Here is a 26,909-nt window from a genome sequence, read left to right on the forward strand (position 1 = left end):
TCCCCCAAGCGTCGAGAACACCAGACGGCCCATCGAGCCATTGAACGTAGTCAGCACCCTCACTAGGACTGCCTGTCGCAGCTATCCAATCCTCCGCTGTCCCAGGTTGATTCCCCTCCCTCGTGTTCATCTGCGCGGGATACACTGTACTTGCTTGGGGCTGAGGGGTCGGCGTAAGATGCGTTTCCAACGTCGATTGGGCCGGGTGGATCACCCGGTAGTCCGTGGTGACATACTGCTCAACAGCAACCTGTCCTAAGCCGGTGAGGGACGCACTGTTGTATTGCCCACGACGGTCGATATCCACAAGCCCTAATTCTTCCAGATCGAGGATGTAACGGCCGACAGTCCCTGCTTCCACGTTGATTTCATCATCCTGCTTGAGATCACGATAGTCTCGAGATCCCTCTATAGGGAGGTTCCCAAGCAGACGGAGTCTCCCCGATTCTTCTGGTAAGGTCTGTATTGCTTCCCATGCTTCCTCGAGCTGCTCCGCCGATGGTTGTCTGTCGCCACCCGCTGATTCTACAGAGGAGGTCTCACGGGTTTCAGTAAGACGGAGATGGGCGTGATACCAGTCTGGATACCGTCGCTCAATCGCGGCGTCTAACGCTGGTGAAATAACCAGGCGGACGTCGAAGGTGGAGCCGAGCACGGCGATAGCTGCAAGTGCTCGGATACCTGTTCCTCTATCGTCGAGTTTTGACCACGACTCGCCATCAAGGACAAGCGTGATCGGTTGCGGTGCGTCATCGAGCTCATCGTGGAGTCGTACGGGTCCCTTGGTAAAGGTTTCAAGGCCAGCGTTGAGAGGGCCACGTCCGGTACTGATCGTAGTGAGAGTCTGTTTAAGCGATTTGCACCGCTGCTGGTGATACTCCGAAAGTTCGTCGAGATCATCTTCGTCAACGTCAGAATATTTGACTGCGAACTCGACAAGTGATTCTACGTATTCAACCGCTTCAGCCTCTGCATCACTCCAAATATCCGTTGTGGAGCACCATTCTTGATGGTCGAACCCCAGGGTTTTCTCTTGAAGACGGCGATAGACGGTGTTGTATCGTGCGTGCGTGAGGACTTCTGGGTCTTCTTGCCGGATGAATTTTCGAACCGATTGAATACTCCGTGGCAGTAGTTCCTCAAGAAGGTCAGGCATCCATTCTGTTACCCGTGGGGAGACCTCGGTGATGGTAATTCCAGCAGTAGAGAGGTTCCCTTCTGGAACGATCTTCCGGATTCCCTGTTGTTGATTAGGCGTGTGCATGCAGTCCGTGGAGAGATGCGGACTGCGTGGAAGCCGGCAAATGCGAGGGTCCCGAAACCAATTTGACCCCTCGCGTCCACATTGTGGATAGGAGCGTGCTGATAATACCGCTCCATCCGTGTTGAGGGCCGGCTCCGCTGGTCCGCTTCAGCGATACTGCAAAACGACATCCGGGGCGAGGCCTGGTAGCATCGGACCCGGATTGTCGTTTGAATCTGTACCTGTGAGTCATCGGTCTGGAGTAGCGTCAGCTACTCGCGGTCACCTCGGTCTTGGTGTGTCTGTGTGGTTTGCATCGCTGTCACCGCCTGTTGAGGACATTTCATTTGGCAGCGCAGCGGCTCCTCGTGGGGGTAACGCTTAAGCCCACGGACGAAGAAGGCCCAGGTAGCCAACCAGAGGACACGAGAGGTTCGTGTCCGGGGCCTTCTTTAGGCTTCCACCGCCGACCAGTGATTACTCTGTCCTGCCTTGGCCCCTTGTTTTCACGGATGCAACTTAAAGGTAACAGTCGGTGTCTGACGATCCCTCACAGTGTAGAGCCACCAAATTTCGATGATGTGTTTCCCATTCGTCAAATATTCTGCTCAACTCTATGGTTCCAGACACGACCCTTTCCGAGGAAATCTGGCCGTTCTTAATGGATGCCGACCGTACCGAGAGCCCTGTCGTCGTTCATTGTTCGGCTGGCATGGGTCGTACCGGGCAGATCTTAGTTCTGTGGCTGGTTGAACGTCGCGGGTTCTCCCTAGCGGAAGCACTACAGATTGTCCGGCAAACCGGCCGTAGGCCACTTGAAGCCGCCTCAAGAGCGGATTTACGAAATCGACTAAGCGCTCTGGAATAGCCACTCCCACAACAGTGCTCATCCAGCACTAGTAATTACTCAGCTTCGAATATTGAGGAGCCGACATATTAGGTTCGCGAACGGGTGCGAGAGATGTTCTTCCGGTGGATTGTAGCATTCGGCGAGACAGCACGTTGGCCTCTATTAAGGCGACTGACCGACCGTTCGGCGTCGATGAAACTCAGATAGTTTCACTTTCACCTCACTCTGAATAGGGTTATGGATTGTCAGTTCCTTCGACAGGATACGAGATGCTCATCCGTTCTAGTTTAGCAGAGTGTACCGTCGTCTGATTAGATATCGTTGTAACTACCAGTCAGAGAAATCCGGTGGATAGTGTGACTTACTCCCCACCGGATTCAGTGATTGTTGATCGGATTCAAAGAGCGTTTCCCTCCGATGAGTTGCGCGAGCGCGCTCGCGCAACGAATCTCGTCGAGCGTGAACGGAAATTCGACGCTGTTGCGCTGTTCTACACGCTTTCACTTGGCTTCGCTGCTGGGTCAGACCGATCTGTACAGGCTTTTCTCGAACGATTCGTCGAAATGTCCGACTGCGATGAACTCTCCTATGCAACCTTCCACGGGTGGTTCTCTCCACCGTTCGTTGCACTCCTTCGAGAGATTCTCGATGATGCCATCGAGAATCTCGATACCAGAAATGCCGACCTTAGCGGACGTCTCGAACGCTTTCGAGACGTCCTCATTGCCGATGGGAGCATTGTTTCTCTCTATCAAGACGCCGCGGATGTGTACGCTGCGACCGGTGACGATCAGGCCGGTCTGAAACTTCACCTAACAGAATCACTCTCAACTGGCCTTCCAACACGGTACCGAACAACTGACGCTAAAACCCAAGAACGGAGCCAGCTACCCACCGGCGAGTGGGTAGCTGGCGCACTTGTCTTGCTCGATCTCGGTTTCTACGACTTCTGGTTGTTCGACCGCATCGACCAGAATAACGGCTGGTTCGTCTCCCGTGTGAAAGACGACGCAAACTTCGACATCGTCGAAGAGCTCCGGACGTGGCGGGGGAACAGTATCCCGCTCGAAGGAGAGTCGCTGCAGGACGTCCTTGACGACCTGCAGCGACAGGAAATCGATGTTCGCATCACCCTCTCGTTCGAGCGAAAGCGAGGGTCGTGCACCAGCACGACCCGAACGTTCCGACTGGTCGGTGTTTGGAACGAGGATACTGAAGAGTACCATCTCTATTTGACAAATCTCTCGAAAGACGACTATAGTGCGCCCGATATCGCACAGCTCTATCGGGCGCGCTGGGAAATAGAATTATTGTTCAAAGAACTGAAATCACGCTTCGGACTTGACGAAATCAACACGACCGATCCGTACATCATCGAAGCTCTGGTCATCATGGCCGCAATCTCACTGCTGATGAGCCGTGTTATCGTCGATGAACTCCGGAAACTGGACGTGAAACAACGGGAAAGCGCCGACGACGCCACAGCGTCGTCGCCGCAACTTCCTCGTCGACGATGTTCTCACGCTGTCGAACGCCATTCACACCTGATTCAGTTGTACGTGATGCTCGATTTAGGGTACGAACTTCCGGATTTAGATGAGTTGTTGCTGTGGGCTTCACGTGATCCAAATCCGCATCGACCGCGGTTACGTGAGCAGGTTGAGTCAGGCGAGTTCTGGTAACGAACTCGCCTGACGACCGGGGAAGCACCTGTGTCGATAGCGGCAGCGCTGGAACGGCGACGCACTCACGGCTGTGAGTGCGCCGCCTCGAAGGTATCACACAACAAATCAGCGACTGCCTGCTCCAGCGAACCCAGTCTCCTGAGCTAATCCGCCTCAATTCGGTATAGTCTCCGCTGAGATCCTGCTTCACTCCGTCACTAAACTAGAACAGATGGGTGGTTGGAGAGTTACTCGCGTTGACGATGCCCGCGCTGGGGTTCGACCGCGACCAGCTCGCGCCGAACTACCAGTATCGGACCGAGGACTTCTATCGGCTGCTCGCCCACATCGCCCTGGAGGACTGCTACGCGGCGAACGGGGCGAAGTTGCTACGATGGCAGACGGATGATGCTGTCGCGGTCCCGCCGCCGGCTACACTGCGGAGCTACGCCCGTGAGTACGAGGTTGAGGAGCTGGAAGCGAAGTTCATACGGGGCACCTGTCGGCTCCTGGAGCGCGAAGAACTACTACCGGAGGAACCGGTGCACCTCGCTTACGACATCACCGACGTCCCCTGGTACGGCGACGACCATGAGTGGACGAGTGGGGGACGCCAGTCTTCGAACACGACGAGTTACTGGAAATACGCTGTACTCTCGGTTGCGGCCCCTAATCGGCGGTACGTACTGGGGGCGACCCCGATTAAGAAAGAAAACGAGACGGCGGACGCGCTGCGGCGGCTGATTCGTCGCGTCAGCACGTACGCCGACTTCGAGCTGGGACACGTCTACTGTGACCGGGGGATGTACCGGGGGGACGTGGTGACAACGTGCCGCGAGGAAGGGATTGACTTCCTGATTCAGGCGAAGGATACGGGTGCCCCTGGCGAGCTACTGGAAGGACTCGATGACGACGAACCCGACGGCGAGAACGGGGTTCGATTCGCTGGATTCACCGGCAGAGACCAGGTGAACGTGTTTGCGCACCCCATTCATGAGGGGGAGATCGGGAGTGAGGCACGCGAGAAAGAGCACGTCGCATGGATTACGGATTACGACGTTGAGGACGTCCCCGACGAGAAACTGCGGAAGTACGCGTACCAGTTCCGGGATCGATGGCAGGTTGAGACGGCGATTCGCCAGCTGAAACACGACTTCCAGGGGCGTTGTGGATCGAGCAAGCGCGCGGTGCGGACGTTCTACTTCGGCGCGGCTCAGATGTTCTATAACTACTGGACAGCACTCAAATACGAACTCCCATACCACTTCGGTGGTCGGGAGAACTTCCAACTCACCGCGACAGACGTGCTTCACGCGATTCGGGAGGCCGACGTTGAGCGTGCGCGCACCGGTACGAAGAGAATCATCTGACAAACGCGGCAGACAACATCAGACCTAGTGTGCAACAGACCTCGGTAAAATCAGGGACTACTGGTACGAGCCAGGTATGCGAACCCGCACCGACGGCGACTACGCCTACCGACTCGGAGTGATCGGGTTCGCGATGGATGCGCTCGACGAGAATACGAGGACGGCCGTTCATCCTAGCCGCGTGCGAGCACGCGAGGCAAAACCAGCGAGCGAAGGAGAAGACGCTGGAGCACCCCGACAAGACACCCGAACTGGCCGACATCCTTAGCACGTCACAGCTGCAATTGACCTACGAGGTTACGAGTGCGCTCACCACAGAGTAGCCGAATTTTACTGGTCTGTCCCTGCGAAACAACCGAGAAGTCAGTATGCGCATCGACCGCCTCAAACCACGTCTGGACGTGTTGCCATCCACTCGAACCCTACCCTCGGCGCAGAATCAGAATGGCGAATAGATTGAGCTTTCGAACGCGTGTATCTCGTACTCCGTCGGCAAGTCATCGGGCTTGTTCTTGGGCGTCCACTGTCCGACAATCGCAGCGCGGAACCCTCGCTCTTCCCCCTTCTCCAGCTCCGACAAACTCGTCTTCACACTCCCGCGGAGACGGCCATCCTCAGTGTAAATTAAACCGACGAGCGCAATCGACTTCTCCGACCCGTCGTTCCGAACCTTTCCTGTAATCTCCGTCATTGTCTGGAAGTCCTTACTGAAGGTGGATTGGGTGACTGTGACGTTATCAAGCTCCTCCGCACCGAGCCTCTCGTTCTCGTCGTCGATGATGGATGGGCTGACTGTCGCCGCGTCCTCTCGACGGTCGCCGAGAACCATCTGGTAGTAGTCCCACGTCGTCTCGGCCGGAATCATATGGATGTAGCCTTCTATCGAGTCAACGACAGACCCAGACTCATCGGACACAGTATAATTCACCCTACCCCCTGAGTGAGTGACTGAACTCGGATTCCTCAACCGCGCATACACCCATTTCGAGCCGTCCTCTCCAGAGATAATTGACGAAGTATTGAGGTTGAGTTCGGCTGATGGCTGCGTTGTCGTGGCTTCTGTTGTACCCGTCTGCGCTTGCGTACTGGAGGTGTCTGTCGCCTGCTTCACCGTATTGTCGTTGTCAGCAGTTCCGTCGCTTGTACATCCCGCGAGCGCGACTGTGAACGTGGTTCCTGCGGTCGTTATAAACCGCCGCCTGTTCATACCGAGACCATCCCATCCAATTGTAATAAACCCTAACGAGACGGTGACTCGATTCATCTGAACTTACCACTGCAACAGTATCGATGAGCGGATGAGAACTGTTGTATGACACCCTCGGAGTTACTGGGGTAGATTCAACACCCAGAGACTTAACCAACAATTAAAGCGAGACACCACAAGTGTAGGTTAAGCCTGTGTTGTTACCCACCCTGCGCTCGTAGCCCACCGCGCCTTCTCCAAGAACCACGACCACACTTTATGTCGGCGGCGTGGCGCATTTGAACCAATGAATCGCCGGAAGTACCTCCTGGGACTGGTAAGCGCAACAACCCTCGCTGCCGGCTGCACCACCGGAAGCGACTCCGACCCGGACGCCACCGTTGACGCGCCAACCACCACGGAGAACACGGTCGCGCAGACGGACTCAACTACCCAGACGACGCCCGCGCCCTCACCGACTGTCGAATGGGACGCCGTCGCCGGCGCACGAATCGGGAACGGCCACCACTACCCCCCGCCAGCGCTAGTCGATGGAAACCTCATCGTCGCCAGTGGCCTCAACGACGCCGGCGTGATCGAGGCGTACAACCCCGACACTGGCGACCGCGAGTGGACGCACGCGACGAACGCCAGCATGAACAGCGACCACCCACTCGCAGCGAACGACTCTGTCGTCGTCGTTGGAACTGACGACGGCCTCAAAGCAATTCGGGCGTCCAATGGGGAGGCCGCTTGGACTGAGGACATGGCCGTCTACGGCGACCCGCTCGCCATCGACGACGCCGTCTACGTCCCGACGGCAGCCGGCGTGAAAGCCCGGGGATTCGATGGCGAGCAGCTCTGGACGTGGAACCACGACAGCTTTGTCAACCGCGTCGGCAGCGCTGGCGATGCCGTCTACACGAAGGCGGGCACCTCACTGTACGCCATCGACGTGAGTGATGGATCCACGATCTGGGAGAAGCGGTCTACGATGGAGCTCTCGACCCCGCCAGTCGTGGTGGATGACCTCCTCCTCCTCGGGCGCGAGAATGGACACCTCACGGCGTTGCAGACGGAGTCCCAAAACGAGAAGTGGGACGTCAACTTGGAGCAGTCGGTTTCTGCGCCGCTGGGTGTCGGTAAGAATGCTGTGTACGCAGCTGGCTGGTCGCGGGATCTCCATGCGCTCACTTCGAGTGATGGCGGGACGAAGTGGACGTTCTCCCCGGAACTGCAGACGATCTCGGCGGCGGTTGAAGTCGGAGACACCGTCTATGTCGGTGGGTCGAACGGTCTCTACGCTCGTGCTGTTGACGATGGGAGTCCGCAGTGGACGGTTGGAACAGATTCGGCAGTGTGGGCTCCGCCGCTCGTCGAGGAAGACCAGCTGTATCTCCTCACGGAGGCAGGCGGGATTTTCTGCATCAGCTACCCAGAGTAAGCAGCGACAGCAATCAGTCTCCGTGAAACACCACCTGCTCAGTCGCTCTGTTCGACCGGGGCCTTGTACTTAGCGGTTCTCGATACGACATGGCAACCGTCTATGACACGCTTCGTTCAGCGTGAAATCGGGCGACGGGAACCGTTGCAGCGTTCGCGCTCGTGGTAGGACCAGCTGCGACAGCCGTCCTCGCAGCGCTACTCAGTTCCTGCAGCCGTTCACCGCGCCATTCGTCTCACCATTTTTCACGTAGTGCGTCCCAGGAGTAGACAGAATGAGCACGCCGACTGAAAGGATCCAGACCGAGAATGTCGTCGCATCAAGCGACCTCGGCCAGGAGCTAACCCTCGAGCAACTCGCAACTGATCTTCCCGGCGCCCAGTACAATCCCGAGGACTTTCCCGGCGTCATCTACCGCCTCACCGATCCCAAATCAACGACGCTCATCTTCGATTCGGGCAAGGCCGTCTGTACCGGCGCCACAACCATCGACGATGTCCACGACGCCCTCAGTATCGTCTTCGAAGACCTCCGCGACCTCGGCATCGACATCACAGACACTCCCCCGATCGACGTCCAGAACATCGTCTGCAGCGGGAGTCTCGAACAGTCCCTGAATTTGAACGCTATCGCCATCGGGCTTGGTCTCGAAGACGTCGAGTACGAGCCTGAGCAGTTCCCCGGCCTCGTCTATCGCGTAGATAGCCCAGATGTGGTTGTACTCTTGTTCGGCAGCGGGAAACTCGTCATCACTGGCGGCACCACCCCAGATGACGCCCACCACGCACTCGAAACCATCCACGAGCGACTCACCGACCTCGGCCTCCTCGAATAACCCGCTATACCAGCTTGACCACGTGTAAGAGACGCTTCACACGCGTCGAGCAGGGTTTGCGTGACCGGGAAGTTAGAGGAAATACGTCGCAATATCGGGACTCCCGCACTCTGGACACCGCTCGACGGCCTTGGATTCCAGCGTCGTCCCGCAGCGCTTGCATTCGACCAGAGACGGCTCAGAATCAGGCTCTGAAGACCAGAGAACACGAGTGAGTCGTCGAAGCATGGGTGTTAGGCATCTGGGTCAACAACATCGCCACAGTCGGGGCAGTCCGCCCAGTAGCGGTGGCGCCCATTCGTTTCGTACTCGACGAGAATATGCCGGGCGTTGATCGTGGCACCACACCGGGAACAGTCACCAAGCCGAGGATTCTGCGAGGTCATTACTGAGATGTGCGGACGGAAGTCGAGAGGCGTCGGTGGTGACGGCTCGCTCAGGGGTGGACGTGCGTGTGACAGTAGGGCTGAACGCCCTACACTCCGATTTACGAACACGCAGCTACATATAGGTCGGGCAAGTCCACGGGACGGCGTACTTCCCGCTATTGAAAGCCGGAGCCCACACCCGAAGCCAGACGGTCCATGACGAAGCAACAGTATCCCGGCCAACTGGGCTCGTTGCAGCGCTGTATACCCGCTCTGGACCCGAGACTACTCGTGGCTGTTGTCGCTACTACTCTCGGTGAAGTATCCGTGTTCGCTCTCGAAATGATCACAGACAACTTCGGTATCAGGCGGAAGGTCAGCACCGCATTCAGTACACGTAGCCATAGGTAACAGTTGATTTGAGTACACCAAAAGCGTTCGATATCCGGGAAACGGCCTCTGGCTCCCGCCACTCGAGTGAGAACAGTCAAACGAGACCGGTGGGCTGCCACAGAAAGAGCCTGTCATAGAATCCATCTCATAGTTTCTCACAGCCCGGATCGTTTCCTCGCTCGTAGTTGGTGATTGCAACGACGATTCGAAGGCACAGTGCGAGGAACACTTCTGTTCGTGCGTGGACGCGGCCTCGGGCGCGGACGTGCCCGAGGCCGCAGTCCTTGACCGCGTCGTTGGTTCGTTCGACTCCTGTCCGGTTGGTGTACGTCTCGTCCAAGATGGATTGTTTCAGCTGCACGTCCTCGCTGTGTTCGGTGATTCGGCCTTCGACCCTGTACTCGATGTCTTTCGGGTCGTCGGTGTTTCGCGGATTGTATGGAGCGATTGGCACGACCCCTGCGGCCAGCAGGTGGTCGTGCCAATCGAGGACGTCGTAGGCGCTGTCTCCGAGCATCCAGACCGGTGTATCGACGGCGAGCGCGTCACGCGTGACGCGCATCGCCGTCTTCTGATCCGCTTGCTTGGTTTGTGTGAACTCCGCTGCTATCGGGATCTTTGCACCAGTTGAGACGATCGTACAGCCGAAGCCGTAGTAGTACTCCTCAGCTGTTGGATCGTAATTCCACGAGGCAGCGTCGTTGTGTTGGATTGATTCAACGTGGGTCGAATCGATGGAATACGTGGAGTCGAGCAGGCCGCGAGCGGCGGCCTGCTCGACGAGCCTGTCGAAGATATCGTCGATAACGTGTTCGAGATCGGTGAGAAAGCGATCAATCGTGTCTCTGGATGGCGGTTTGTCGAGTCCGCAGTAGTACCAGACGAGGCTGTGCTGGAGTTCTCGTGTAACTGGGCGTGTGCCGTAGACATCCTCGTAGTAGCAGTGGAGGAAGCCGCGAAAGAGATCCGGTGGCTGGTGCACTCGTGTTCGCCCCCGCTTCGAGGGGGCGAACACGTCGTATTCCAGGAGAAACTCGAACTCAAGGTGTTCGAACAGCGGTACTGTCTCCGTAGCCGCCGCATTCAAGAAGTCGTCTACCGAAGCTACGTCTTGCAGGGTTGCGATTGTGCTGGACACACTTTCTGCACCCTGCTGCTTCGTACGTGACGCTTTCTATGACAGGCTCTTCTCGTGCTACTCCGCCGGACGGACTGTCTCGCCACCCTTCCTGACCCGATCGAATTCTGTTAGATACGCGATCCGTTCGCGAACCTCAGCGACGTCCAGATCCAGATCGGTGGCTAGTTCGTCGACAGTCATCGGTTCGTCGAGTGCCTGGAGGACTTCGAGCCCGCGATAATACCGGGTCGTCAGCTCCTGGACGTGGTCCTCGATTGGCGTGATCACCCCATACCGTTCGTCGAGGTCGACCAGGGCCTCGTTCGCGAAGGTGGCGAACTGGTCGTCGCCGAGCCGGTCGATCTACGCCTTGAGTTCGGCCCGGACGACGTCGTAGTTGAGTCCAGCCTGCACGAGCATATTCATATCCTCGATGTCGTCGTCGCGGCCTGCGATCAGTTTGAACAGGAAGATATCCTCGTTGCTGACCAGGCGGACCGTCAATCGATCCGTGTTGAGGAACGGCTCGCTGCGCTCCTGCATGCCGTCGGTGAGGATCAGCTTGTTCGCGACCTGCTGATTGAAGATGTCGAGGCGACACCCATCGTCGTTCTCGACGCAACTCGTCGCCCCCAACGCCCGGTAATCCGAATCCAGCGACTGTACCTCCGCATACCCGAGGTCCATCAGGACGGCCCACAGTTGACCGTACGCGTCGCCATCTGGGACGACCAGGTCGATATCTTTCGTCGCCCCCTTGAGGTCGCGCAGCGACATCGCGCCACCACCGATCAGGTAGACCGCGAGCGGGGCTGAGAGGCCATCCGCGATCCGCTGGAATTCGTTCTCGATGTACTCGCGGCCGAATGTTGGTCTCATAGTAGATCAATAGGAGTACCCGAGACTACGGGTGTGGGATAAAACCGACACTCGTGAGCCGTCTCACAGTCCATAGCAGGGTTGACTCTCTACTATTCCTTATTAATACTTTTAATCACAGGTTGTTTTGTGATGTATATGGAGGTCCACCGCACTGTTCCGGTCAAACTCGATGTGACCGAAGAGCAGGCGGACCTGCTTCACGAGACCATCGACGAGTTTCGGTGGGCCGCCAACTATGTCGTAGATGCTGCGTGGGACGGCGAATGGGCCGAAACTCGCAAGTCAGTCCTGCACGAACTGACTTACGACGAACTACGCGAGCAGACACGGCTTCACAGCAATCACGTTCAGTCGGCTCGCGACCGTGCCGTTGACGCACTCGAAAGTGTGGTCGCGAAGTGGTCGAAGGGTGAGTACGCTTCGTTGCCCACGTTCACCTCGCCGTTCGTGGAATATAACCAGCGGAACGCCACATTCCACGACGATCACGCCTCATTATCTACCGTCGAGGGACGCGTCACTGTCGAGTACGTCATTCCCGAGGTAACCCGTGAAACGCCCTTCTCCGAATATCTGCAGAGCAACAAGTGGGAGACTACTGGTGCGACACTCCATTATCGCCGTGGCGATTTCTACCTCCACGTCCGAACAAAGGCGGATGTGGACGACCCCGTTCCAGCCGAGAACGGAACGGTTCTTGGTGTGGACCTCGGGGTCGAGAACATCGCCGTTACTTCGACTGGCGTGTTCTGGTCTGCCGACGAACTCAACCACTGGCGACAGGAGTACGTTCAGCGCCGCAAATCGCTCCAAGAGTGTGGGTCGCGGTGGGCCCACGAGAACGTCCAAGCAGTCGGGCGCAAGGAAACGGGACGCTTCGAGCAGTATCTTCACGGTGTCGCGAACGAACTCGTAGACGAGGCAGCTGAAAATGGCTGCACGGTGATCGCCTTCGAGAACTTGACGGATATCCGCGATCGGATGCCCGACGCCCGTAAGTTCCACGAGTGGGCGTTCCGTCGTCTGTACGACTACATCTCGTACAGGGCTGAGGTACGCGGGATCCAGGTTGAACAAGTGAACCCGAAGAACACATCCCGACGGTGTTCATCTTGTGGCTTCACCCATACGGAAAACCGCCCGTCGCAGGACACGTTCTGCTGTCAGTCCTGTGGGTACGAGAACCACGCGGACTACAACGCAGCGAAGAACATCGGCTATCGACTCCTTCGCAACCAAACTGGGGGCGAGGGAGGCGCACCCGTAGGCGTGCGCTTGAACACCGGGATGCTGAACGCGAACGGGGTCAAGCCCCTGCCGGATTCGGCCAGAGCGGGAGTCCACGGTGAACACCACGGCACCTAGACCGTAGTGAGCTTACTGTGGTAGTGGCACCTCGTACTCAGCCGCCAGCTCCTGGAACTCATCCCACTCCGGGAGTCGCTCGTTGTCGACCTCGCCGTGCGTCTCGAGGTAGCGGAGCAGGGCGTCGATTTCGTCTTCGAGACCATACTTCGCCGCCTGCTCTCGGAGGTCCGCCTCGTCGACGTCGACGTGGCTGAGCAGGAGGAGACAGTACGAGCGGTGGCGGCTGCCGTCGTCGATCAGCAGCGTGTGACAGCAGAGCTCCGCCGGCGAGACTGCGTCGAGATCCTCGGAGTAGAAGTAGTAGCGATGGCCGGTGAGCAGGAACTGGAGGTCGAAGGCTGCGAACCGAGCAAGGCCGGTTTCGTGGAACCCCTCTGCGTCGATCTCCGTCTCTGCCTGCGCGAGGAATTCGTCGTAGTCCTCCCAGAGAATCGTCCCCTTCGGGGCGACAGATTCGAGGCGCTGGCGATGTAGATGGTGTGCGAGTTCACGGGCGAACTCGTGGAGGCGGTCGAAGTCGGCGTTGAAGTCATAGCGGCCGTCGGCCGTCCCGACAAGCCCACGGTCGCGAAACCGCTTGAGGACGCGGTTGACCGTGTTGCGGTAGTTGTCGCTCCGGTCGGCGATCTCGGAGACGGTTCGCGGCTGGTCGAGGTAGTACAACACCTCGAGTGCCTTGCCGGTCAGCAGTTCGGGGAAGTCGATGTGGGAGTGCTGGCGGACGAGGTCCTGGTAGAGTTCGACGGCGCGAGCATCCGACGGGACGACTAGTTTTCGGCGGCCGTCGCGTTCCGTGTAGACGAGTCCCTTTTCGACGAGGTCGCCGACGGCACGAGAGAGGTAGCTCTCGCTGTGGTCGAGCTTCGTCGCGAGTTCGGAGATCGTGTCGCCGCGGTCGACCGTGGCGAGGACCTCGAGTTCGATGCGCCGGAGCACGGTGTAACATAGTACGAAACCCATATATAAAGAAGTTTCGAGTAGTGTTACAGTCAGCAGGCACGAGAGTCGCCTCCATCGTCTTAACCAACAAAACTATGGACTCGTGGGCCGTGTTGGTTAACACGAGAGTAGCCGATGTCCTACGAACCCCCGACCCCACCAGCGAACCTCCCGACGGAGATTGTCAACACGCTCAACGAGTCGGACCCGGAGCAGCTTCGAGACGTTGCAACGTACGCTGAGGCGCTCGTCGAGCACAAGGAGCGAGAGGCCCGTCTCGAGGAGTCGGCAGATCAAGAAGAGGTCGAAGAGCGACCGGACGATCTCCCGGACGACGTCCCTGCCAAAGCGACGATCACGATCAAGGAAATCAACGACAATCGCTACTACTACTGGCAGTGGCGGGAGGGTGATTCAGTGAAGTCGAAGTACAAAGGTCCGGTCAATCCGGACGACTAGACAGAGCTGCGTCTCAATCGTGTGGTCAGCCGTTCGGGATGACCCCGGCTACGATGTGAAAGTTAGCGCTGTCAGCGCTCGGGTCGAGGGGCGTTCTCATACCGTTTGATGTCCTCGGTTTTCTCCACGCGGTCGTAGATTTCTCGAAGCGTGTCTTGTGCCCGGTAGAGGTCGTGCTCCTCAAGGAACTGTCGACCCTTCTCGCTGATCCCGTAGAACTTGTACGGAAGGTCGTTCTGCCGACGGTCCTCGGACAGGAGCACTTCCTCGACGACATCGGCGTCGATGAGCTGCTGGAGGTGCTGGCGAATCGTCGTCCGGCTCTTGCTCGGGTTGACATAGTCGAGTTCCTTCAGCGTCGGTAGTTCCGACGGATGCCCGAGAATGTCCTGGAGGAGCGCGAATCGCGTCTCCTGGGTGACAACGTTGAGTCGCTCCCGAACGGACTCGAGCTCGCTTGGCGGCTGATCGGAGGTACTCATTACTTCGTTGTTTGAGTAGTACGTGCAAAAGCGTTTCGCCCAAATACGAATCGGATATAAGCGAATCGGTCTATGATGAGGTCGCCGCATTAAAGCACCCTATCTGCGTACGTTCGAGTAGATGAGTGAGGAACCAGTCACTGTTGACGAACTCGCTGCGAAGGCCGACGAGTATCTTCACGAGACCTCACTCACGCCGAAGGAGTACGAAGCGCTGAAACAGAGTGTTGCGGAGCTGACGCCGATCTTCTCGGCTGAGAATTCGTACTTTGTCCTCGGCAGCTATGGTCAACCCGAGATTCGCCGTCTCCAGCTCGTGAAAGATCGCCTCAATCGACGGCCCGGCGCGTATGCATTTTTGATGGTCGACATCCGAAGCGAATGGACGAACACCTATCTCAAGTTCCGACTGCTCGCCGATTATACGGATACGATCGTCGGTGTCGCCGAACACGCCCAGGGAGGGTTTCTGGTCGAACAGGGCTACTTCACGGCTCTTGAGGAATTTTTCGCGAAAACGCACGTATTCAAGCGCGAATACGAAACGCTCGACCTAGAGGACGTTGAGACCGGAGTGACGAGTGAGAATCCGTATAGCGGTATGCAGACGGCTATTTTCGAGATGTTGGACGATGGCGGTCGGTTATGCCGGTGGACTACTGAAGACGAACTCGTCGAGTGTGTTGGCACCCTGTAACCGACCCTACCCTACTTCGTTCGGTCTAGTAATCTCGCTCGTTGAGGGAGGGGGCACCGACGGAGCGTTGCTCCGTTGAGACCTCGAAAGGCGATGCCTTTCGGTGGCTTTGATGAGGGACTCGCCGTCAGTTGTCGCCGGGGAGGAAGTTGTTCGTCGCCCGCACCGAACACATCGATAGAGGTGTGTGGTGGTGCAAGAACACTTCGATAGAGGTGTGTCTTCGAGAACGGACGTATTGACAATCAACCCACAATATTTCGGCCAAAAACGACAAATACAGTCAAATAGGTTCATAACCGCTATCCACACATAGCCGCGTTCTCGATAGGTAGACGGCTCTTATCCCGATATTACACTTCGATAACGGTGTGAGGTACGCGGATATTCAAGGGACTTTGCTTGTTCGGATGCATCCGCTTGTTAACCGCTGCATGCGTGGCACGTTAGGGCAAACCAGTACACATCGATAAAGGGGTGTCTGCAGAACTTCAGTCAATCCTAGCTACTCTGTACAGATGAGCAGGAAGAAAACGGTTCCAAGATAGATTCAACAACTCTGATTCAGAAGCTCGTTAGGCCTCGTTGCGGACCTGAGCTTTGACGACCGATTCGACCTCGTCCGTGGAAACCATCTCGATGCGAGAGTCCTCGCGAAGCGTCTCCAAAATCGTTTCCGGCCGCTCGCCGAACTGGAACTCGAGGAACATCCCCGAGCTGGGGCCGTGACTCCGCCGCTCGAAGTCCACCAGCGAGTACGTCGTCAACTCCTTCATCTTGTTCACGTACGTCTCCTGATGATATTGGTCGGCATCAATTGATTCCGTCAGGTACTGATAGACTTTGTAGCCGGTCGTGCTCCGCGCGGTCCCGCCGTCAGTCTGGGCTGCAACGGAAGCAGTCGCGTACAAGCAGAGTTTCTTCTGCGTGCTAATGCCACGAACGACCTCTAGGACGCGGTTTTTCTCGACTTTGTCCTGGGCCATCCGGACGTGTTTCTCGCGGATTTCCTGATCCCCTTCACGCTCGGCGAGCTCGCCAGCGACGCGCATCAAGTCGATGGCTTTCCGCGCGTCCCCGTGCGTCTGGGCGGCGAATGCGGCCGCCAGCGGGATGACTTCTTCCTTGACGACGCCATCGTGGAACGCGTCCTGACGCCGGCGAAGAATCGACTGCAGCTGGTTGGCATCGTAGTCATCGAAGTGGACGTCCTCAGGCGTGAACGAGCTCAGCGCACGGCTGCCAACGGCCTCCATCATCTTCGTATCGTTCGAAATTGCGACGACGGAGATGTAGGCGGTAAGGTCGTCGCTAGCGCCAGCCCGCGAGAGCTGGTAGAGCAGCCGCGAGAACGCGGGGTCCTGTTTGTCGCGACGGCCAACCAGCATGTCGAGTTCGTCGAGCACGAAGACGACGGAGTCGAAGTTCTCGTTGATGATGCGGTAGAGTTCGTCCCATTTCTCCTTGGTCGCGACGCCGTGCTTCGGTACTTCGACGTCGACGCCAGCTTCATCGGCGGCCTGTTGGGCGAGTTCGTAGACGGCGACGCCGAGGGTGTCGAGGTCCTGGCAGTTGACTTCGACGGTCCCGAATTGGATGTCTCGAGAGTCGCAGATACGACTAATGTTCTTGCAGACGGCTTTGGTGATGAGGGATTTGCCCGTACCAGAGGGGCCGTAGAGGAAGAGGTTCGGCGGACGGTTGTCACCGAGTGCAACGCGAAGCATCTTGGTGACCTCCTGGAGCTGTTCGTCGCGACCGACGATGCGGTCCTCTTCAACGACGTAGTTGGGATCAAGGAGCGAGCGGTCGCGGATGAGACCGTCTTGCTCGTCGAATTCCAGCAGCATATCCTCGATCGATTGAGAAGGGCTTTCGCTATCCTCGTCGGTGGCTGTGTCGGAAGCGCCTTCGGAAGCAGAAGACTCCGTGGAAAGATCCGTCTGTGTAGAGTCGTCTAGGGACTCCGGATCAGGAGGGGAGCCATCGGAGTCGTCGATACCCATGTACGACCCCATACAGAGCAAGAGTAAAAATGTTCCCCACCCCTATCGAAGTGTAAATCAGGAGAGTGAGGGTTTTATTCCCGGATATAGCGCCAGTATAGCTCGTTACGACGGTTATTTCCAAACGCGCCTAACGAAGTGTTCCAAGAACGTCCGTCGGCGAGCCCCTCGAGGAGTTGCTGAAGAGACACACCCCTCTATCGATGTGTTCGAGTGATCGGGCGTGGGGACGACTCGAAGCGATTCGGCCGATTTGGGACCAAGGGCGAGACGTCCCATGTACGCCGATATCCTGGGATTCCGTCGAAAGAAGAACTGAATCAGGAATATTGGGACTCCAGAAAGTGGTTGTTCTTCTCTTCTTCTCTTCTAGCTTTCTAGAACAAACACACACACACCTCTATCGAAGTGTTCTGCAACCGCTGTTATCTGTCGTCTTCTGCTGCACACAATTCTTGGCTGTCTCGTGTCGTTGAATCCGCCATGTATCGTCTCGTGAACCTGCTGAACCAGTCCAAAGGGCTCTGACATCCGCCAATATCCTCTTCTCGCTCGGTTTTTCGCTCGTACCACCTTGAACTGAACACATCGATAGAGGGGTGTCTGTCTATTCTCGGTCTATTTCCTCGATCCGGACCACACCCAGTATTCTCTCACTGTCTCCCTTTCTGCTTGGTCCCTCATGAGGAACACATCGATAGAGGGGTCTCCATCTGTATTCCGGCGATTCGTACTGAACCGTTCAGAACTTAACCAACAACGCCGGCATTATCGATGTTCTGTTGGTTAAACAATCTCGCAGCAGAGACAGTGCCGTGAGGCAGTCCCTCCGTTGGTTAAGCAGTAGTGGGAAAAACCTTCTCAGAATTCGGCTTGCTATCGTCTACTTCTCAAGGTCGACGTACTGATTCTCCCACTCACGGCGGGCTGCAATTTCTCGCTCGCCACGCCGCGTCACTGTGTAGAAGTTTGTTCGCTGGTCAAGCTCCCCCTTATCGACTAGGCCTTTGTCGACGAGTGTGTCGAGATTCGGGTAGAGTCGGCCGTGGTGGATCTCGGACTCGTAGTATTCCTCGAGTTCGTCTTTGACTGCGAGGCCATGTGGTTCATCTAATCCAGCAACAACGTAGAGGAGATCTCGCTGAAATCCTGTAAGGTCGTACATATTCCTTATCGAGTTCTTGAACTGTATAATTATTATTCTTTCGCGCTGCATCTGTACGTACGATGTACGTCCGTCTTCGATCTATCTCTGAAGCGTTACTTGACTGAACTCTCGGCCTAGATTTGAGTTGGTGAGCCTGCTGCTAACTTGACCCTATCCAAGTCCAGTTGAATTTTCCTTCGAGCACCCCTGGATACTGTTGTTTTCTACACCTCACTGCCCTGGTTATGCCACTTCTGGATACGAAATCTCAGTCACGCTTACCCGCGTTAACCAACATCCTCTCGACTTCTCAATAGTGTTGGTTAATCCTCCTCGAATTCGATGAACGCGCACAAACTCGTGTTTCGAGTCTCAGCGAGTTCCCGCTGGATCTCCGTTCGGTCCCAGCCAAACGGTGACAACACACTCTCGACAGCTCTGACCAGCTGCGTCTCGTAGTACGAGGCGTCGTAGGTCTCGATCTCCTCGTGGGCGAGGGCGACCCGGTCTCGCGAGGATTTGTCGTCGTCGACGACCACGTACTCGATATCCTGGCCCGGGTGGACTGCTAGGTCCTGCTCGCGGGCTCGCTTCAAGGCGGCCACGTTCTGTGTATTCTGTGAGTAGCCTTCTAGGGGCTTGGAGACACGGTTCCGCTCGACGAGCCGCTCTACTGCTACGGTGCCCGCCTGCAGTTCGTCGATTGCTCGTTCGAGCCGTCCGAGCACCGCGTCCGGTGACCGCGTGGCATCGAGCTGGTCGAGACAGTCCCGCTGGACGTCCTCGATGAACGGCGGGGTTGAGCGCTGCCGGGCTTCGATGCCCCTGATCTTGAAGTCGTCGTCGCCGGCGACCTTCCCGAAGTACTTCGTTAGCGCGCCGGCGTCGCTCTCGCGCTGCGGGACGAACGCCATCCAGTCGTAGTGGGCCTCGTGTTCGAGCCGAATCTCGACGCGTTCCGTGATCTCCGTCGCGAGCGTCCCGAGGTCCTCGCGGTCCTCGTCGTCGACGTCGGGGTCCGGCGTCACCCAGATGGAGTCGACGATGCCGTGGACGACCCGCCAGCCGCCGGCTTCCAGCTGCTGTTTCGCCGTCAGCAGAATCTCGCGAGCGAACGCGTTAATTGCTTCGTGGCACTCGATGCGGCCGAACTTCGCGTTGCTGAACCCCTGATACCCGAAACAGGCGACGAGGATCCATTTCAGCGCTCCCGACCGCCCCTCGAGTTCCGCCAGCCGGTCCTCGTCGGGGTCGTTCCGTTCCTTCTCGCGACGGATGGCCGCCTTGATCTCGTCGCGAGCGTCGATGATCGGTTGTAGCACGTCGACGAGGTAGCCCCGGTCGTCGCAGATCGAGTACCCGAGGCCGGGGACGTCGTCGCGGTCGCGGTGGCAGTCACACCGGATGACGTCCGGTGATACGTTCCGTGTACAGATGATGTTCGGATACAACGAGGAGAAGTCGAGTTCGTGGACGTTCTCGTGGAGGCCGACCTCGGGCGCGAAGATGAACCCGCCGCGGTCGGCGTCGTGGAGCGTCCCCATAGGCTTGTAGAACTCGTGGCGCCAGGAGTTCCATGGCACGAGGACGCCGCGGTCGTGGGCCTCGCAAATCTGGATCGCCGTCAGCACGTTCCCGATCGACGCCCACGCAAGTTCCTGGACGGGCTTCTTTGAGCGCGACACGAGGTCGAGGACGCCGTCGAGGTTCGTCTCCCCGTAGAAGAACGTGTTCGACTCGTCGATAATCGCCCGACCGGGCACGTTGTACCGCGCCGGCGAGTGGCCGACGCGGCCGTAGCTCGAGTACGTCGACCGGCTTGCGATCTGCTGGTAGTCGACGTCCGGCCACCGACTCAGCGAGAAGTCGTCGACGCCGGCGTCCGTCGCCATCTCGTACAGGGTCGGGACGATCTCACTGGTTGAGCAGACCAGGACATCCGGATCGTGCGCTTCGAGTGCCCCTTGGACGGCGGTCAGGATATCCATCGTCGAGCCGGTGACGGCGTCGCCGGCGACGGTCAACTCGCCGTAGACGTCGTTGCTCGTTTCGGTCACCGGAACGCTGAGCCGGAGCGTCGACAACTCGCTTGCCGGCGTCGGATTGACGCCGGTCTCCAGACAGTACCGGAACTCTCGCGAGAAGTCGACGTTGAAACAGGCGAGATCCCCGACTGGATAGTCCGACAGCTGACGCGCCTGCCGGGCGAGTGGAGTGACGCGGTCGATGTGGGCAACGTCGACCGCGAGAACGGCCTCCTCGTCTCGTCGAAAGCCCGGCCGTCGCGTAACCATCTCGGTCGCGACGACGTCCGGGTGCTGGTCGTACACCGACTGGAGTGTCGTGAGGTCGAGGTCGGCATCAGGGTCGCGAGCGGCGACGTAGAAGCGTGGGGTGTAGTCATCGCGCTCGGTCGCGACGGCGCCGTCGGCGGTTGCCTCCCACTCCAGGACGCGGCCGTCGTCTAAGATATCGATTGTGAACGGCATTTGGGATTGTCACATCTCGATTGAACGAAACGGTTCAGTCCTAGATAAGCCGTGGCGTGGTGTTTCCATAATTCAGAGGACGACTTCGAAGACATCGCTACCGGGGTATTTGTCCTATTTTGCGTGTCTATGGTCTTTTCCAAGATGACTTCCGGAATCTCGGCTTAACCAACAGTTCTGGAATAGTCGTATTTGTTGGTTAAAATGAATGGTGAGGACACTCCGTGTTCCGATGGACTACAAACCAATATACTGGCCCGAGAATTATTATACTTGCCTCCCGTGGGTTAGCATATGGTGTCTGAGGAGACGACCCCACCCAACCGAGTACGTCCTGACGGCGGTGCCGAACAACGTGACATAAACGACGTGGTCGAAGAGAAATGGGTTGAGGACACGACGCCCTTCGAACGAGTCTATGGAATCATTCGCCGGACTTACGATCCGACGTCTGCAGCACAGATTGCTGATCGTGCTCGTGTCTCGCCGACGACCGCACGAAAGCACCTGCGGACGCTCATGGATTCCGGTGAAGTGACGACAGCACAGGACGGCCAGACGACGCTGTACCGACGGTCAGAAACGGGTATCGTCACCGAGCATGCACAGTCGCTACTTGCGGAACGAACACCCGAAGAGATCGCATCTGGCATCGCCGAGCTGAAAGCACAGATTCAGGACTGGCGTACCGAATACGACGTTGATTCACCCGAGGAACTCGCTCGGGAACTGGACATCGAAGACACCGACAGCGACCAAGGTGCGCTGCTCAGAGAATGGCAAACCACTCGCCGCAACCTCGCCTTGGCACAAGCGACACTCGCGATTGCTGAGGCAACCCGCACCGGTCACCTCACTGGCACCAATACTGACGACGATGGTAACAGTGACTCATCGATCGTCGTATGACCGGCGACGAGGATGTGGAACCTTCTCACGATAGTCAGCCAGCCGAACAGGCAGAGGTGTTCGGACCGATCGATGCCGGAGCGTTACGAGAAATCCGAGATCTGGTCGTCAATCAAGAGCCGCTGGTTGAGGAGGCTTCACTGGATGATCCCCTGAACCCACAGACGCTTTCGGTTGACCTGTCTGACGGCGTTGGAGCGGCATCAACAGCGCGTATAGATATTCGGTGGAGCTTGGCTGGGAACTACGCTGCGCACTACACGGACACCCAGGGGCGGGATTTTCGATTCGACTGTCATCCGAAACCGGATGCACCGACACGACACTTTCATCCACCACCTGATGCTCCAAGTCGTCCTGTTGAGCCATCTTGTATCACTGTGCGTGAGGCCCCACTGGTCACGCGAGCGATTCTCCAACGGTGGCGCTACGCCTACACGAACGGAACCTTCGAAGGGCTCAACGACGCAGAAAATCCGCCGTAGACGAGAATGCAGGGAAAACTCCTACACTTCCAACCCGGATACAACGCATTTCGCAACCTACAACGGTACGCTAAGGACCTACGATGGGTCCCACAGAACGGAACAGACCGACACTCGAGTACGCTTTCTTCTCTTGGAGTAGGTTCAAACGGTCGGCCGTAAAGGGCCGTGTTTAGACGCTCGTGATAGCGGTTGAGAACGCTGTTTTCTGAGTCTCCAAAGAGGAATAGCCGGCGAGTATCGGTAATTCGTGAGCTGAGATCTGTCTGGTTAGCCGGGATTGGGTGCACCAGCCGTACAATTCGGCACGTCGAAGCAATCGGACGAACTGAATCGACAGTGGCGGTTGATCCCTGATCGGGATACAGGCTCTCAGTGCCTCAAAATTCGGCGTCTAAACAAGGCCCCGTAAAGACAATTAGATATAGAGAACCCAGTTAGAACGACGCAACAGATCCTACGAAGCTGATCCTCGAACTCCTTGCTTGAGTCCCACATACTCCAGTTGGGCTTATACCATGGCCTGACGCATTCATCACCATGCCTGGCGAGGTGTATCGCGTCCAAGAGAACACTGGCAATCCAGTACATCCTTCTATTGAAGAAGTCGTATCCCTCGCGCTTGACCGAGCTGCTGATCCGCGGCCATCTGACCACCAAGATAGTCACTTCGATAAGTACGTTCGAGGCGCCGTTGAATACGCCGGTGAAGCCGCCGTCAAGGAGGCTATCCGTCTATCTCTCACCAAGGGAGTAACCCATCGAATGGCTGGTCGAGAGGCATTCGGCGACGATGACTACGTCTACGGAATCCACGTCGGTGTCGCCGCAATAGCATATCTCCGCGAGCTCAACAGCGACCCACAGATTGACCCCTGACTAAGCAATCTCCCAGTATGTGTATGTAGATCGCAGCAATGGTGAGCGCATCCAGCTGGTGATACACGTCTGCAGCGCTACTCTACTAGTAGACTCATGATGTAGGCGTTCCAAACCGGGAAACTACTAGTAGATTCTTCGAGATGAATAATAACGCGCTCAGAAGCTAATACAGGTCTCTACTGGGAATTAGACGAATCCTTTGACCGGACAGAGTCTGGTGGGTCTTCCGCTGTTACATGGATGATACAGTCGATTATAGACAGTACCGGCCAGTCGAAGTTATGACTCAATCAACATGTAGAGAATAAAGGATAATCGCGAAGCCGATAGTGGTGAATAGACCTTCGACAACGAACGCGAGATTCGGGTCGAGCGGTAAGAGTTGGTCGACCAAGCCGGCAAGGATAGCGCCAAGGGTGACGGCGCCGAACCCGAGTGTAAGGGCGCGAAGTGCGGGCGATCCAGTGCATCTAGAACGTTTTGGAGCTCCGGAGCATCTGGAGCAAATGGATCACGTCCCATGGGTTCTCTGTAAGACTGGTGTGGGCTGTTGGTAGTTACTTGGCCAGTCATGGCTTCTGGGTGTCGAACTGGTCTGGTGAGGGGTGATCGTCGACTTGGTCTGTTGGGTGGTCGTGAGTCGTGGAGTTTGGATGAAGCGGGTTTGGGGAGGCATGTCATGGGGGTGGTGTTTCGGTTGTGGTGTCATCGATATTTTCGAGGAACTGTTTAGTGATTTTCTCTTCTGCGCGATGCAGCGTTTCGCTGCACGTCGATTTGGCAAGATCGACTTCCTCTGCGAGTTCTGTGAGCGAGCACTTCCGAGGGGTGTCGTAGTAGCCGTGTTCGACGGCGGCGTTCACGAGACGGAGCTGTCGGTCGGTCAGCAATTGCTCGGGTTCTATGTGTTGGTGGACTGCGGTGACGGTGAAGGGGATCCCGAACTCCGTTAACTGTTCGCCGAGTTCTGAAAGACGGTGTTGCGAGGCGGTAATCTCCCACTCAGCTTGCCCGTCTTCGATGGTGAACGGCATCTCGAGCGGGATGCCCGAGTCCTGTACGGGCAGGAGGAGCAGGGGCATCGTCGTCTCGAACTGGACCAGGACCGTGTTCTCGTACTGTTGTAGTATCTCGAGTTCAGTCACCGAGTCGTTGGCCTGGATGTCCGCGATGATGTCCTGCAAGTCGGTGGCTGTGATTTCGGTGAGTCCGACGCCTGCGTTGTCGTCAGTAAGGGCTGCAAGGATGCGGATGCTGGCGTTTGGATGGCCGCGTGAGATGTCGCCTATCCAGACACCTTCCGGAATCGTGATGGTGATATTGGCCTGTGGCATCGGTGTTCGTTCGAACATATTCGCCTCCCCCACCAGTTAGTAGTGCCGAACATGTTCGTACGCGGCCTCGGGGCCAGAGAAACCAGGCATGCGAACACCATCGGGAGAACGAGTTTACCTGCCCAGTTCGACTGTCGGTGCATGAGTACGGATACTACTGACGACGATACGCGGACGCTGGATGCGCGAGAGATCGACGGTGAACCATTCAGCGATATCATGGCCGAGCTACAGGCACTTCCGGATGACGCGACTCTCGTACTCGTCAACAGCTTCGAACCGGAACCGCTGTACAACGTCCTCGAACAGCGGGGGTTCACCTACGAAACCGCACACGTCACAGACGACGAATGGCGCGTGTCGATCACCCACGTCTGAACATGTTCGGAACAATAACCTCGGCAGATCGACTACAATCCGAACGTGCATGACAGAGACAACCCTCGATGTCCGTGACATTCCACCGGCCGAGCGGCATCCGAAAATCCACGACGCGTTCTCCGACCTCGAAAGTGGCGACGCACTGACGATCATCAACGACCACGAGCCGAAGCCCCTCTTCTACGAGATGCAGGCCGAAGTCGACGACTTCGACGCCGACGGATACGACGTCGACCGTCTCGGTGACGACGAGTTCGCCGCCACCTTCCCGAAGAAGTAGTCACACCGCCCGGCTACTCGCTCCAGATCACCGTCACGACCACCTCGTCGCCCTCGATCGTTTCGTACGCGTACCCCCGATCACTCAACTGCGGATACAGGTGCTGCGGTGCGCGATCATTTAACTGGACGAGGAGCGTATCGTCATCAAGGTCAGTGAGTCGCTCGAGCGTGTTCTGCAGCGGTTGCGGCGGTGGGAGTTCCCGCGCATCCAATGTCTCCCAGGAGCGGTCTGCTGGGGCGGACGTCTCCGCGACAATCTCGGTAACGTCGTCCATGCATATTCGTTCGACTCCACCAATCCAGACGATTCCCCCGAAGATGTTCACCCCAGAGCGTCTCGGAGAAGACCGACCCCACGATGCCACGGGTTCTGTTCCGACTATTCGTCCCCGAAACCGGCACTCGCTGTCACCCTCACGTGTCGAGAGTCGTGGGTGAACACGTTCGGCCTTTGATTTTCCCGTATAGCCCTCAAATTCGAGGGTGTGACGGCCACGTTTCATGGCGATTGTTGCTGGAGATACGCCGGACGGTGGGGCGGAAACACCATTTCGGAGGCTACGTAATTTAGCAATGAATCCACGCGAGATCGATACGACCGAGCGGCCGTTCGTCCTCATTTGGGAGGTTACGCAAGCGTGTGAGTTAGCCTGCAAGCACTGTCGGGCTGACGCGGAACCGCTTCGACATCCTGACGAACTCACGACAGCAGAAGGGAAGCAGTTTCTCGAAGAAGCACGGCGATTCGGGGACGAACAACTCGTCGTCCTGTCTGGCGGCGATCCGCTTGCACGGGAGGACACAGTGGAACTCATCGATCACGGGACCGACATCGGGCTCCGGATGACGCTCACTCCGAGCGGGACGGCGTCACTCACTCCAGAGCGAATTCAGGATCTCGCCGATGCAGGCTTACGGCGGATGGCCCTCAGTATCGACTGTGGGTCGGAAGCCGCGCACGACGAGTTCCGCCAAGAGGGAGGAAGCTTCGAGCAAACGCTACAGGCTGCGCGGGCGACTCGGGCGGCCGGCCTTCCTTTGCAGATCAATACGACGGTGTGCGCTGAAACCGTTGATGAGTTACCTGCGATTCGAGAACTGGTCGCGGATCTGGGTGCCGTGCTCTGGTCGGTGTTCTTCCTTGTTCCTGTCGGCCGAGGGCGAGTGCTTGACCCGATCTCGCCCGACCGGGCGGAGTGTGTGATGGAGTGGCTGTGTGACGTCGCCGACGATGCTCCATTCGGCGTCAAGACGACGGAAGCGCCCCACTATCGACGCGTTGCCCTCCAACGGCGAGACGAACCTGAGGGGGTGTCGCATTCGTCGCCGGACGGTATCGGCCGCCGCATGGGGGTCACGGCTGGAAACGGCTTCGCATTCGTCAGCTACCTCGGCGACGTCTATCCGTCTGGCTTCTTGCCGGACACAGCCGGCAACGTCCGTGAGGAGGGTATCGTGGACGTCTACCGGGACTCAAACCTCTTCCAATCTCTCCGCGATTCCGACGCGCTTCGCGGGAAGTGCGGCGCGTGTGAGTATCGGCACGTCTGCGGGGGCAGTCGCTCCCGAGCGTATGCGTACACGCAGGATCCACTCGCATCGGACCCGCTCTGCGCCTACGTCCCCGACGAGTACAACGGCCCACTGCCCGAGCAGTCCTTCAGCACGAGAGATGCGTCATCCGCTGACTGAGC

General features: G+C 57.5%; 25 protein-coding genes and 2 pseudogenes. 15 read left to right on the forward strand and 12 right to left on the reverse strand.

The window, feature by feature from the left end; genetic code table 11:
* Positions 1 to 1,264 (reverse strand): annotated as a pseudogene (locus ACOZ32_RS00590) (plasmid replication protein RepH); the annotation flags it as partial.
* Between the two features lie 640 nt (positions 1,265 to 1,904).
* On the opposite strand from ACOZ32_RS00590, the gene ACOZ32_RS00595 reads away from it, so the two are divergent.
* The 4 genes from ACOZ32_RS00595 to ACOZ32_RS00610 all read left to right on the forward strand — a co-directional run bounded on the left by ACOZ32_RS00595 (position 1,905) and on the right by ACOZ32_RS00610 (position 5,395).
* Positions 1,905 to 2,111 (forward strand): protein-tyrosine phosphatase family protein, encoded by a 207-nt coding sequence (locus tag ACOZ32_RS00595; protein WP_424334832.1) that lies wholly within the window; start codon positions 1,905 to 1,907, stop codon positions 2,109 to 2,111.
* Positions 2,112 to 2,440: 329 nt separating this feature from the next.
* The gene (locus ACOZ32_RS00600; protein ID WP_285255181.1) at positions 2,441 to 3,775 is read left to right on the forward strand and encodes an IS4-like element ISH32 family transposase; all 1,335 of its coding nucleotides are present in this window, start codon (positions 2,441 to 2,443) and stop codon (positions 3,773 to 3,775) included.
* A 218-nt stretch (positions 3,776 to 3,993) separates the two neighbouring features.
* A complete protein-coding gene (locus tag ACOZ32_RS00605) occupies positions 3,994 to 5,127 on the forward strand; it encodes a transposase (RefSeq protein ID WP_424334794.1) in 1,134 nt (377 codons plus the stop codon).
* Positions 5,128 to 5,203: 76 nt separating this feature from the next.
* A complete protein-coding gene (locus tag ACOZ32_RS00610; protein ID WP_424334795.1) occupies positions 5,204 to 5,395 on the forward strand; it encodes a DUF7692 domain-containing protein in 192 nt (63 codons plus the stop codon).
* Positions 5,396 to 5,566: 171 nt separating this feature from the next.
* On the opposite strand, the gene ACOZ32_RS00615 is transcribed toward ACOZ32_RS00610, so the two are convergent.
* Positions 5,567 to 6,334, reverse strand: a complete 768-nt coding sequence (locus ACOZ32_RS00615) for a hypothetical protein (protein WP_136361739.1) — start codon at positions 6,332 to 6,334, stop codon at positions 5,567 to 5,569.
* Between the two features lie 286 nt (positions 6,335 to 6,620).
* On the opposite strand from ACOZ32_RS00615, the gene ACOZ32_RS00620 reads away from it, so the two are divergent.
* The gene (locus ACOZ32_RS00620; RefSeq protein WP_136361740.1) at positions 6,621 to 7,757 is read left to right on the forward strand and encodes a PQQ-binding-like beta-propeller repeat protein; all 1,137 of its coding nucleotides are present in this window, start codon (positions 6,621 to 6,623) and stop codon (positions 7,755 to 7,757) included.
* Positions 7,758 to 8,031: 274 nt separating this feature from the next.
* Positions 8,032 to 8,592 carry a TATA-box-binding protein gene (locus tag ACOZ32_RS00625; RefSeq protein ID WP_136361741.1) on the forward strand — a complete coding sequence of 187 codons (561 nt, stop codon included), beginning with the start codon at positions 8,032 to 8,034 and terminating at the stop codon, positions 8,590 to 8,592.
* 906 nt (positions 8,593 to 9,498) lie between these two features.
* Here the strand turns inward: ACOZ32_RS00625 and ACOZ32_RS00630 are convergent.
* Together ACOZ32_RS00630 and ACOZ32_RS00635 are read right to left on the reverse strand one after the other, a co-directional pair.
* A complete protein-coding gene (locus ACOZ32_RS00630; protein WP_424334796.1) occupies positions 9,499 to 10,491 on the reverse strand; it encodes a transposase in 993 nt (330 codons plus the stop codon).
* Between the two features lie 57 nt (positions 10,492 to 10,548).
* A pseudogene (locus ACOZ32_RS00635) lies at positions 10,549 to 11,352 on the reverse strand (DUF6036 family nucleotidyltransferase).
* A gap of 138 nt (positions 11,353 to 11,490) precedes the next feature.
* Between ACOZ32_RS00635 and ACOZ32_RS00640 the strand changes: the two are divergent.
* Positions 11,491 to 12,720 carry an RNA-guided endonuclease InsQ/TnpB family protein gene (locus ACOZ32_RS00640; protein ID WP_424334797.1) on the forward strand — a complete coding sequence of 410 codons (1,230 nt, stop codon included), beginning with the start codon at positions 11,491 to 11,493 and terminating at the stop codon, positions 12,718 to 12,720.
* Between the two features lie 12 nt (positions 12,721 to 12,732).
* Here ACOZ32_RS00640 and ACOZ32_RS00645 read toward each other — a convergent pair whose 3' ends face one another.
* On the reverse strand, positions 12,733 to 13,659 hold the full coding sequence (locus ACOZ32_RS00645; RefSeq protein WP_424334798.1) for a MarR family transcriptional regulator: 927 nt from the start codon (positions 13,657 to 13,659) through the stop codon (positions 12,733 to 12,735).
* A gap of 138 nt (positions 13,660 to 13,797) precedes the next feature.
* On the opposite strand from ACOZ32_RS00645, the gene ACOZ32_RS00650 reads away from it, so the two are divergent.
* Complete coding sequence (locus ACOZ32_RS00650; RefSeq protein ID WP_424334799.1) at positions 13,798 to 14,121, forward strand: hypothetical protein; 324 nt, start codon at positions 13,798 to 13,800, stop codon at positions 14,119 to 14,121.
* Between the two features lie 71 nt (positions 14,122 to 14,192).
* Here the strand turns inward: ACOZ32_RS00650 and ACOZ32_RS00655 are convergent, their stop codons facing one another.
* Positions 14,193 to 14,603 carry a helix-turn-helix domain-containing protein gene (locus tag ACOZ32_RS00655; RefSeq protein WP_285265682.1) on the reverse strand — a complete coding sequence of 137 codons (411 nt, stop codon included), beginning with the start codon at positions 14,601 to 14,603 and terminating at the stop codon, positions 14,193 to 14,195.
* Between the two features lie 121 nt (positions 14,604 to 14,724).
* Here ACOZ32_RS00655 and ACOZ32_RS00660 point away from each other — a divergent pair, with 121 nt between their 5' ends.
* Positions 14,725 to 15,300: a hypothetical protein gene (locus ACOZ32_RS00660; RefSeq protein WP_424334800.1), complete on the forward strand. Its 576-nt coding sequence runs from the start codon at positions 14,725 to 14,727 to the stop codon at positions 15,298 to 15,300.
* 575 nt (positions 15,301 to 15,875) lie between these two features.
* Here ACOZ32_RS00660 and ACOZ32_RS00665 read toward each other — a convergent pair.
* The 3 genes from ACOZ32_RS00665 to ACOZ32_RS00675 form a co-directional block, all read right to left on the reverse strand.
* Positions 15,876 to 17,306 carry an orc1/cdc6 family replication initiation protein gene (locus ACOZ32_RS00665; protein WP_285265684.1) on the reverse strand — a complete coding sequence of 477 codons (1,431 nt, stop codon included), beginning with the start codon at positions 17,304 to 17,306 and terminating at the stop codon, positions 15,876 to 15,878.
* 883 nt (positions 17,307 to 18,189) lie between these two features.
* Complete coding sequence (locus ACOZ32_RS00670; protein WP_285265685.1) at positions 18,190 to 18,471, reverse strand: PadR family transcriptional regulator; 282 nt, start codon at positions 18,469 to 18,471, stop codon at positions 18,190 to 18,192.
* A gap of 305 nt (positions 18,472 to 18,776) precedes the next feature.
* Positions 18,777 to 20,942: a type B DNA-directed DNA polymerase gene (locus ACOZ32_RS00675; protein ID WP_424334801.1), complete on the reverse strand. Its 2,166-nt coding sequence runs from the start codon at positions 20,940 to 20,942 to the stop codon at positions 18,777 to 18,779.
* A gap of 294 nt (positions 20,943 to 21,236) precedes the next feature.
* On the opposite strand from ACOZ32_RS00675, the gene ACOZ32_RS00680 reads away from it, so the two are divergent.
* The 3 genes from ACOZ32_RS00680 (at position 21,237) to ACOZ32_RS00690 (ending at position 23,215) form a co-directional block, all read left to right on the forward strand.
* Positions 21,237 to 21,851, forward strand: coding sequence for a winged helix-turn-helix domain-containing protein (locus tag ACOZ32_RS00680; protein ID WP_424334802.1), 615 nt, complete (start codon positions 21,237 to 21,239; stop codon positions 21,849 to 21,851).
* Positions 21,848 to 22,336, forward strand: a complete 489-nt coding sequence (locus ACOZ32_RS00685) for a hypothetical protein (RefSeq protein ID WP_424334803.1) — start codon at positions 21,848 to 21,850, stop codon at positions 22,334 to 22,336. The genes ACOZ32_RS00680 and ACOZ32_RS00685 overlap by 4 nt, the downstream gene beginning before the upstream one ends.
* Positions 22,337 to 22,876: 540 nt before the next feature.
* Positions 22,877 to 23,215, forward strand: coding sequence for a hypothetical protein (locus tag ACOZ32_RS00690; protein WP_136396951.1), 339 nt, complete (start codon positions 22,877 to 22,879; stop codon positions 23,213 to 23,215).
* A 289-nt stretch (positions 23,216 to 23,504) separates the two neighbouring features.
* On the opposite strand, the gene ACOZ32_RS00695 is transcribed toward ACOZ32_RS00690, so the two are convergent.
* Complete coding sequence (locus ACOZ32_RS00695) at positions 23,505 to 23,726, reverse strand: DUF7521 family protein (protein ID WP_424334833.1); 222 nt, start codon at positions 23,724 to 23,726, stop codon at positions 23,505 to 23,507.
* Positions 23,727 to 23,895: 169 nt separating this feature from the next.
* On the reverse strand, positions 23,896 to 24,552 hold the full coding sequence (locus ACOZ32_RS00700; protein WP_424334834.1) for a helix-turn-helix domain-containing protein: 657 nt from the start codon (positions 24,550 to 24,552) through the stop codon (positions 23,896 to 23,898).
* A 141-nt stretch (positions 24,553 to 24,693) separates the two neighbouring features.
* Between ACOZ32_RS00700 and ACOZ32_RS00705 the strand changes: the two genes are divergently transcribed.
* On the forward strand, positions 24,694 to 24,930 hold the full coding sequence (locus ACOZ32_RS00705; RefSeq protein ID WP_424334804.1) for a DUF2249 domain-containing protein: 237 nt from the start codon (positions 24,694 to 24,696) through the stop codon (positions 24,928 to 24,930).
* 49 nt (positions 24,931 to 24,979) lie between these two features.
* Positions 24,980 to 25,213, forward strand: coding sequence for a DUF2249 domain-containing protein (locus tag ACOZ32_RS00710; protein ID WP_424334805.1), 234 nt, complete (start codon positions 24,980 to 24,982; stop codon positions 25,211 to 25,213).
* 13 nt (positions 25,214 to 25,226) lie between these two features.
* On the opposite strand, the gene ACOZ32_RS00715 is transcribed toward ACOZ32_RS00710, so the two are convergent.
* The gene (locus ACOZ32_RS00715; RefSeq protein ID WP_424334806.1) at positions 25,227 to 25,490 is read right to left on the reverse strand and encodes a DUF2249 domain-containing protein; all 264 of its coding nucleotides are present in this window, start codon (positions 25,488 to 25,490) and stop codon (positions 25,227 to 25,229) included.
* Positions 25,491 to 25,788: 298 nt separating this feature from the next.
* Between ACOZ32_RS00715 and ACOZ32_RS00720 the strand changes: the two genes are divergently transcribed.
* Positions 25,789 to 26,907, forward strand: a complete 1,119-nt coding sequence (locus ACOZ32_RS00720) for a TIGR04053 family radical SAM/SPASM domain-containing protein (protein ID WP_424334807.1) — start codon at positions 25,789 to 25,791, stop codon at positions 26,905 to 26,907.
* The last annotated feature ends 2 nt before the right edge of the window (positions 26,908 to 26,909 follow it).

Origin of the sequence: Halobacterium sp. MBLA0001 (assembly GCF_049705385.1) — an archaeon.
Lineage (GTDB): Archaea > Halobacteriota > Halobacteria > Halobacteriales > Halobacteriaceae > Halobacterium > Halobacterium salinarum.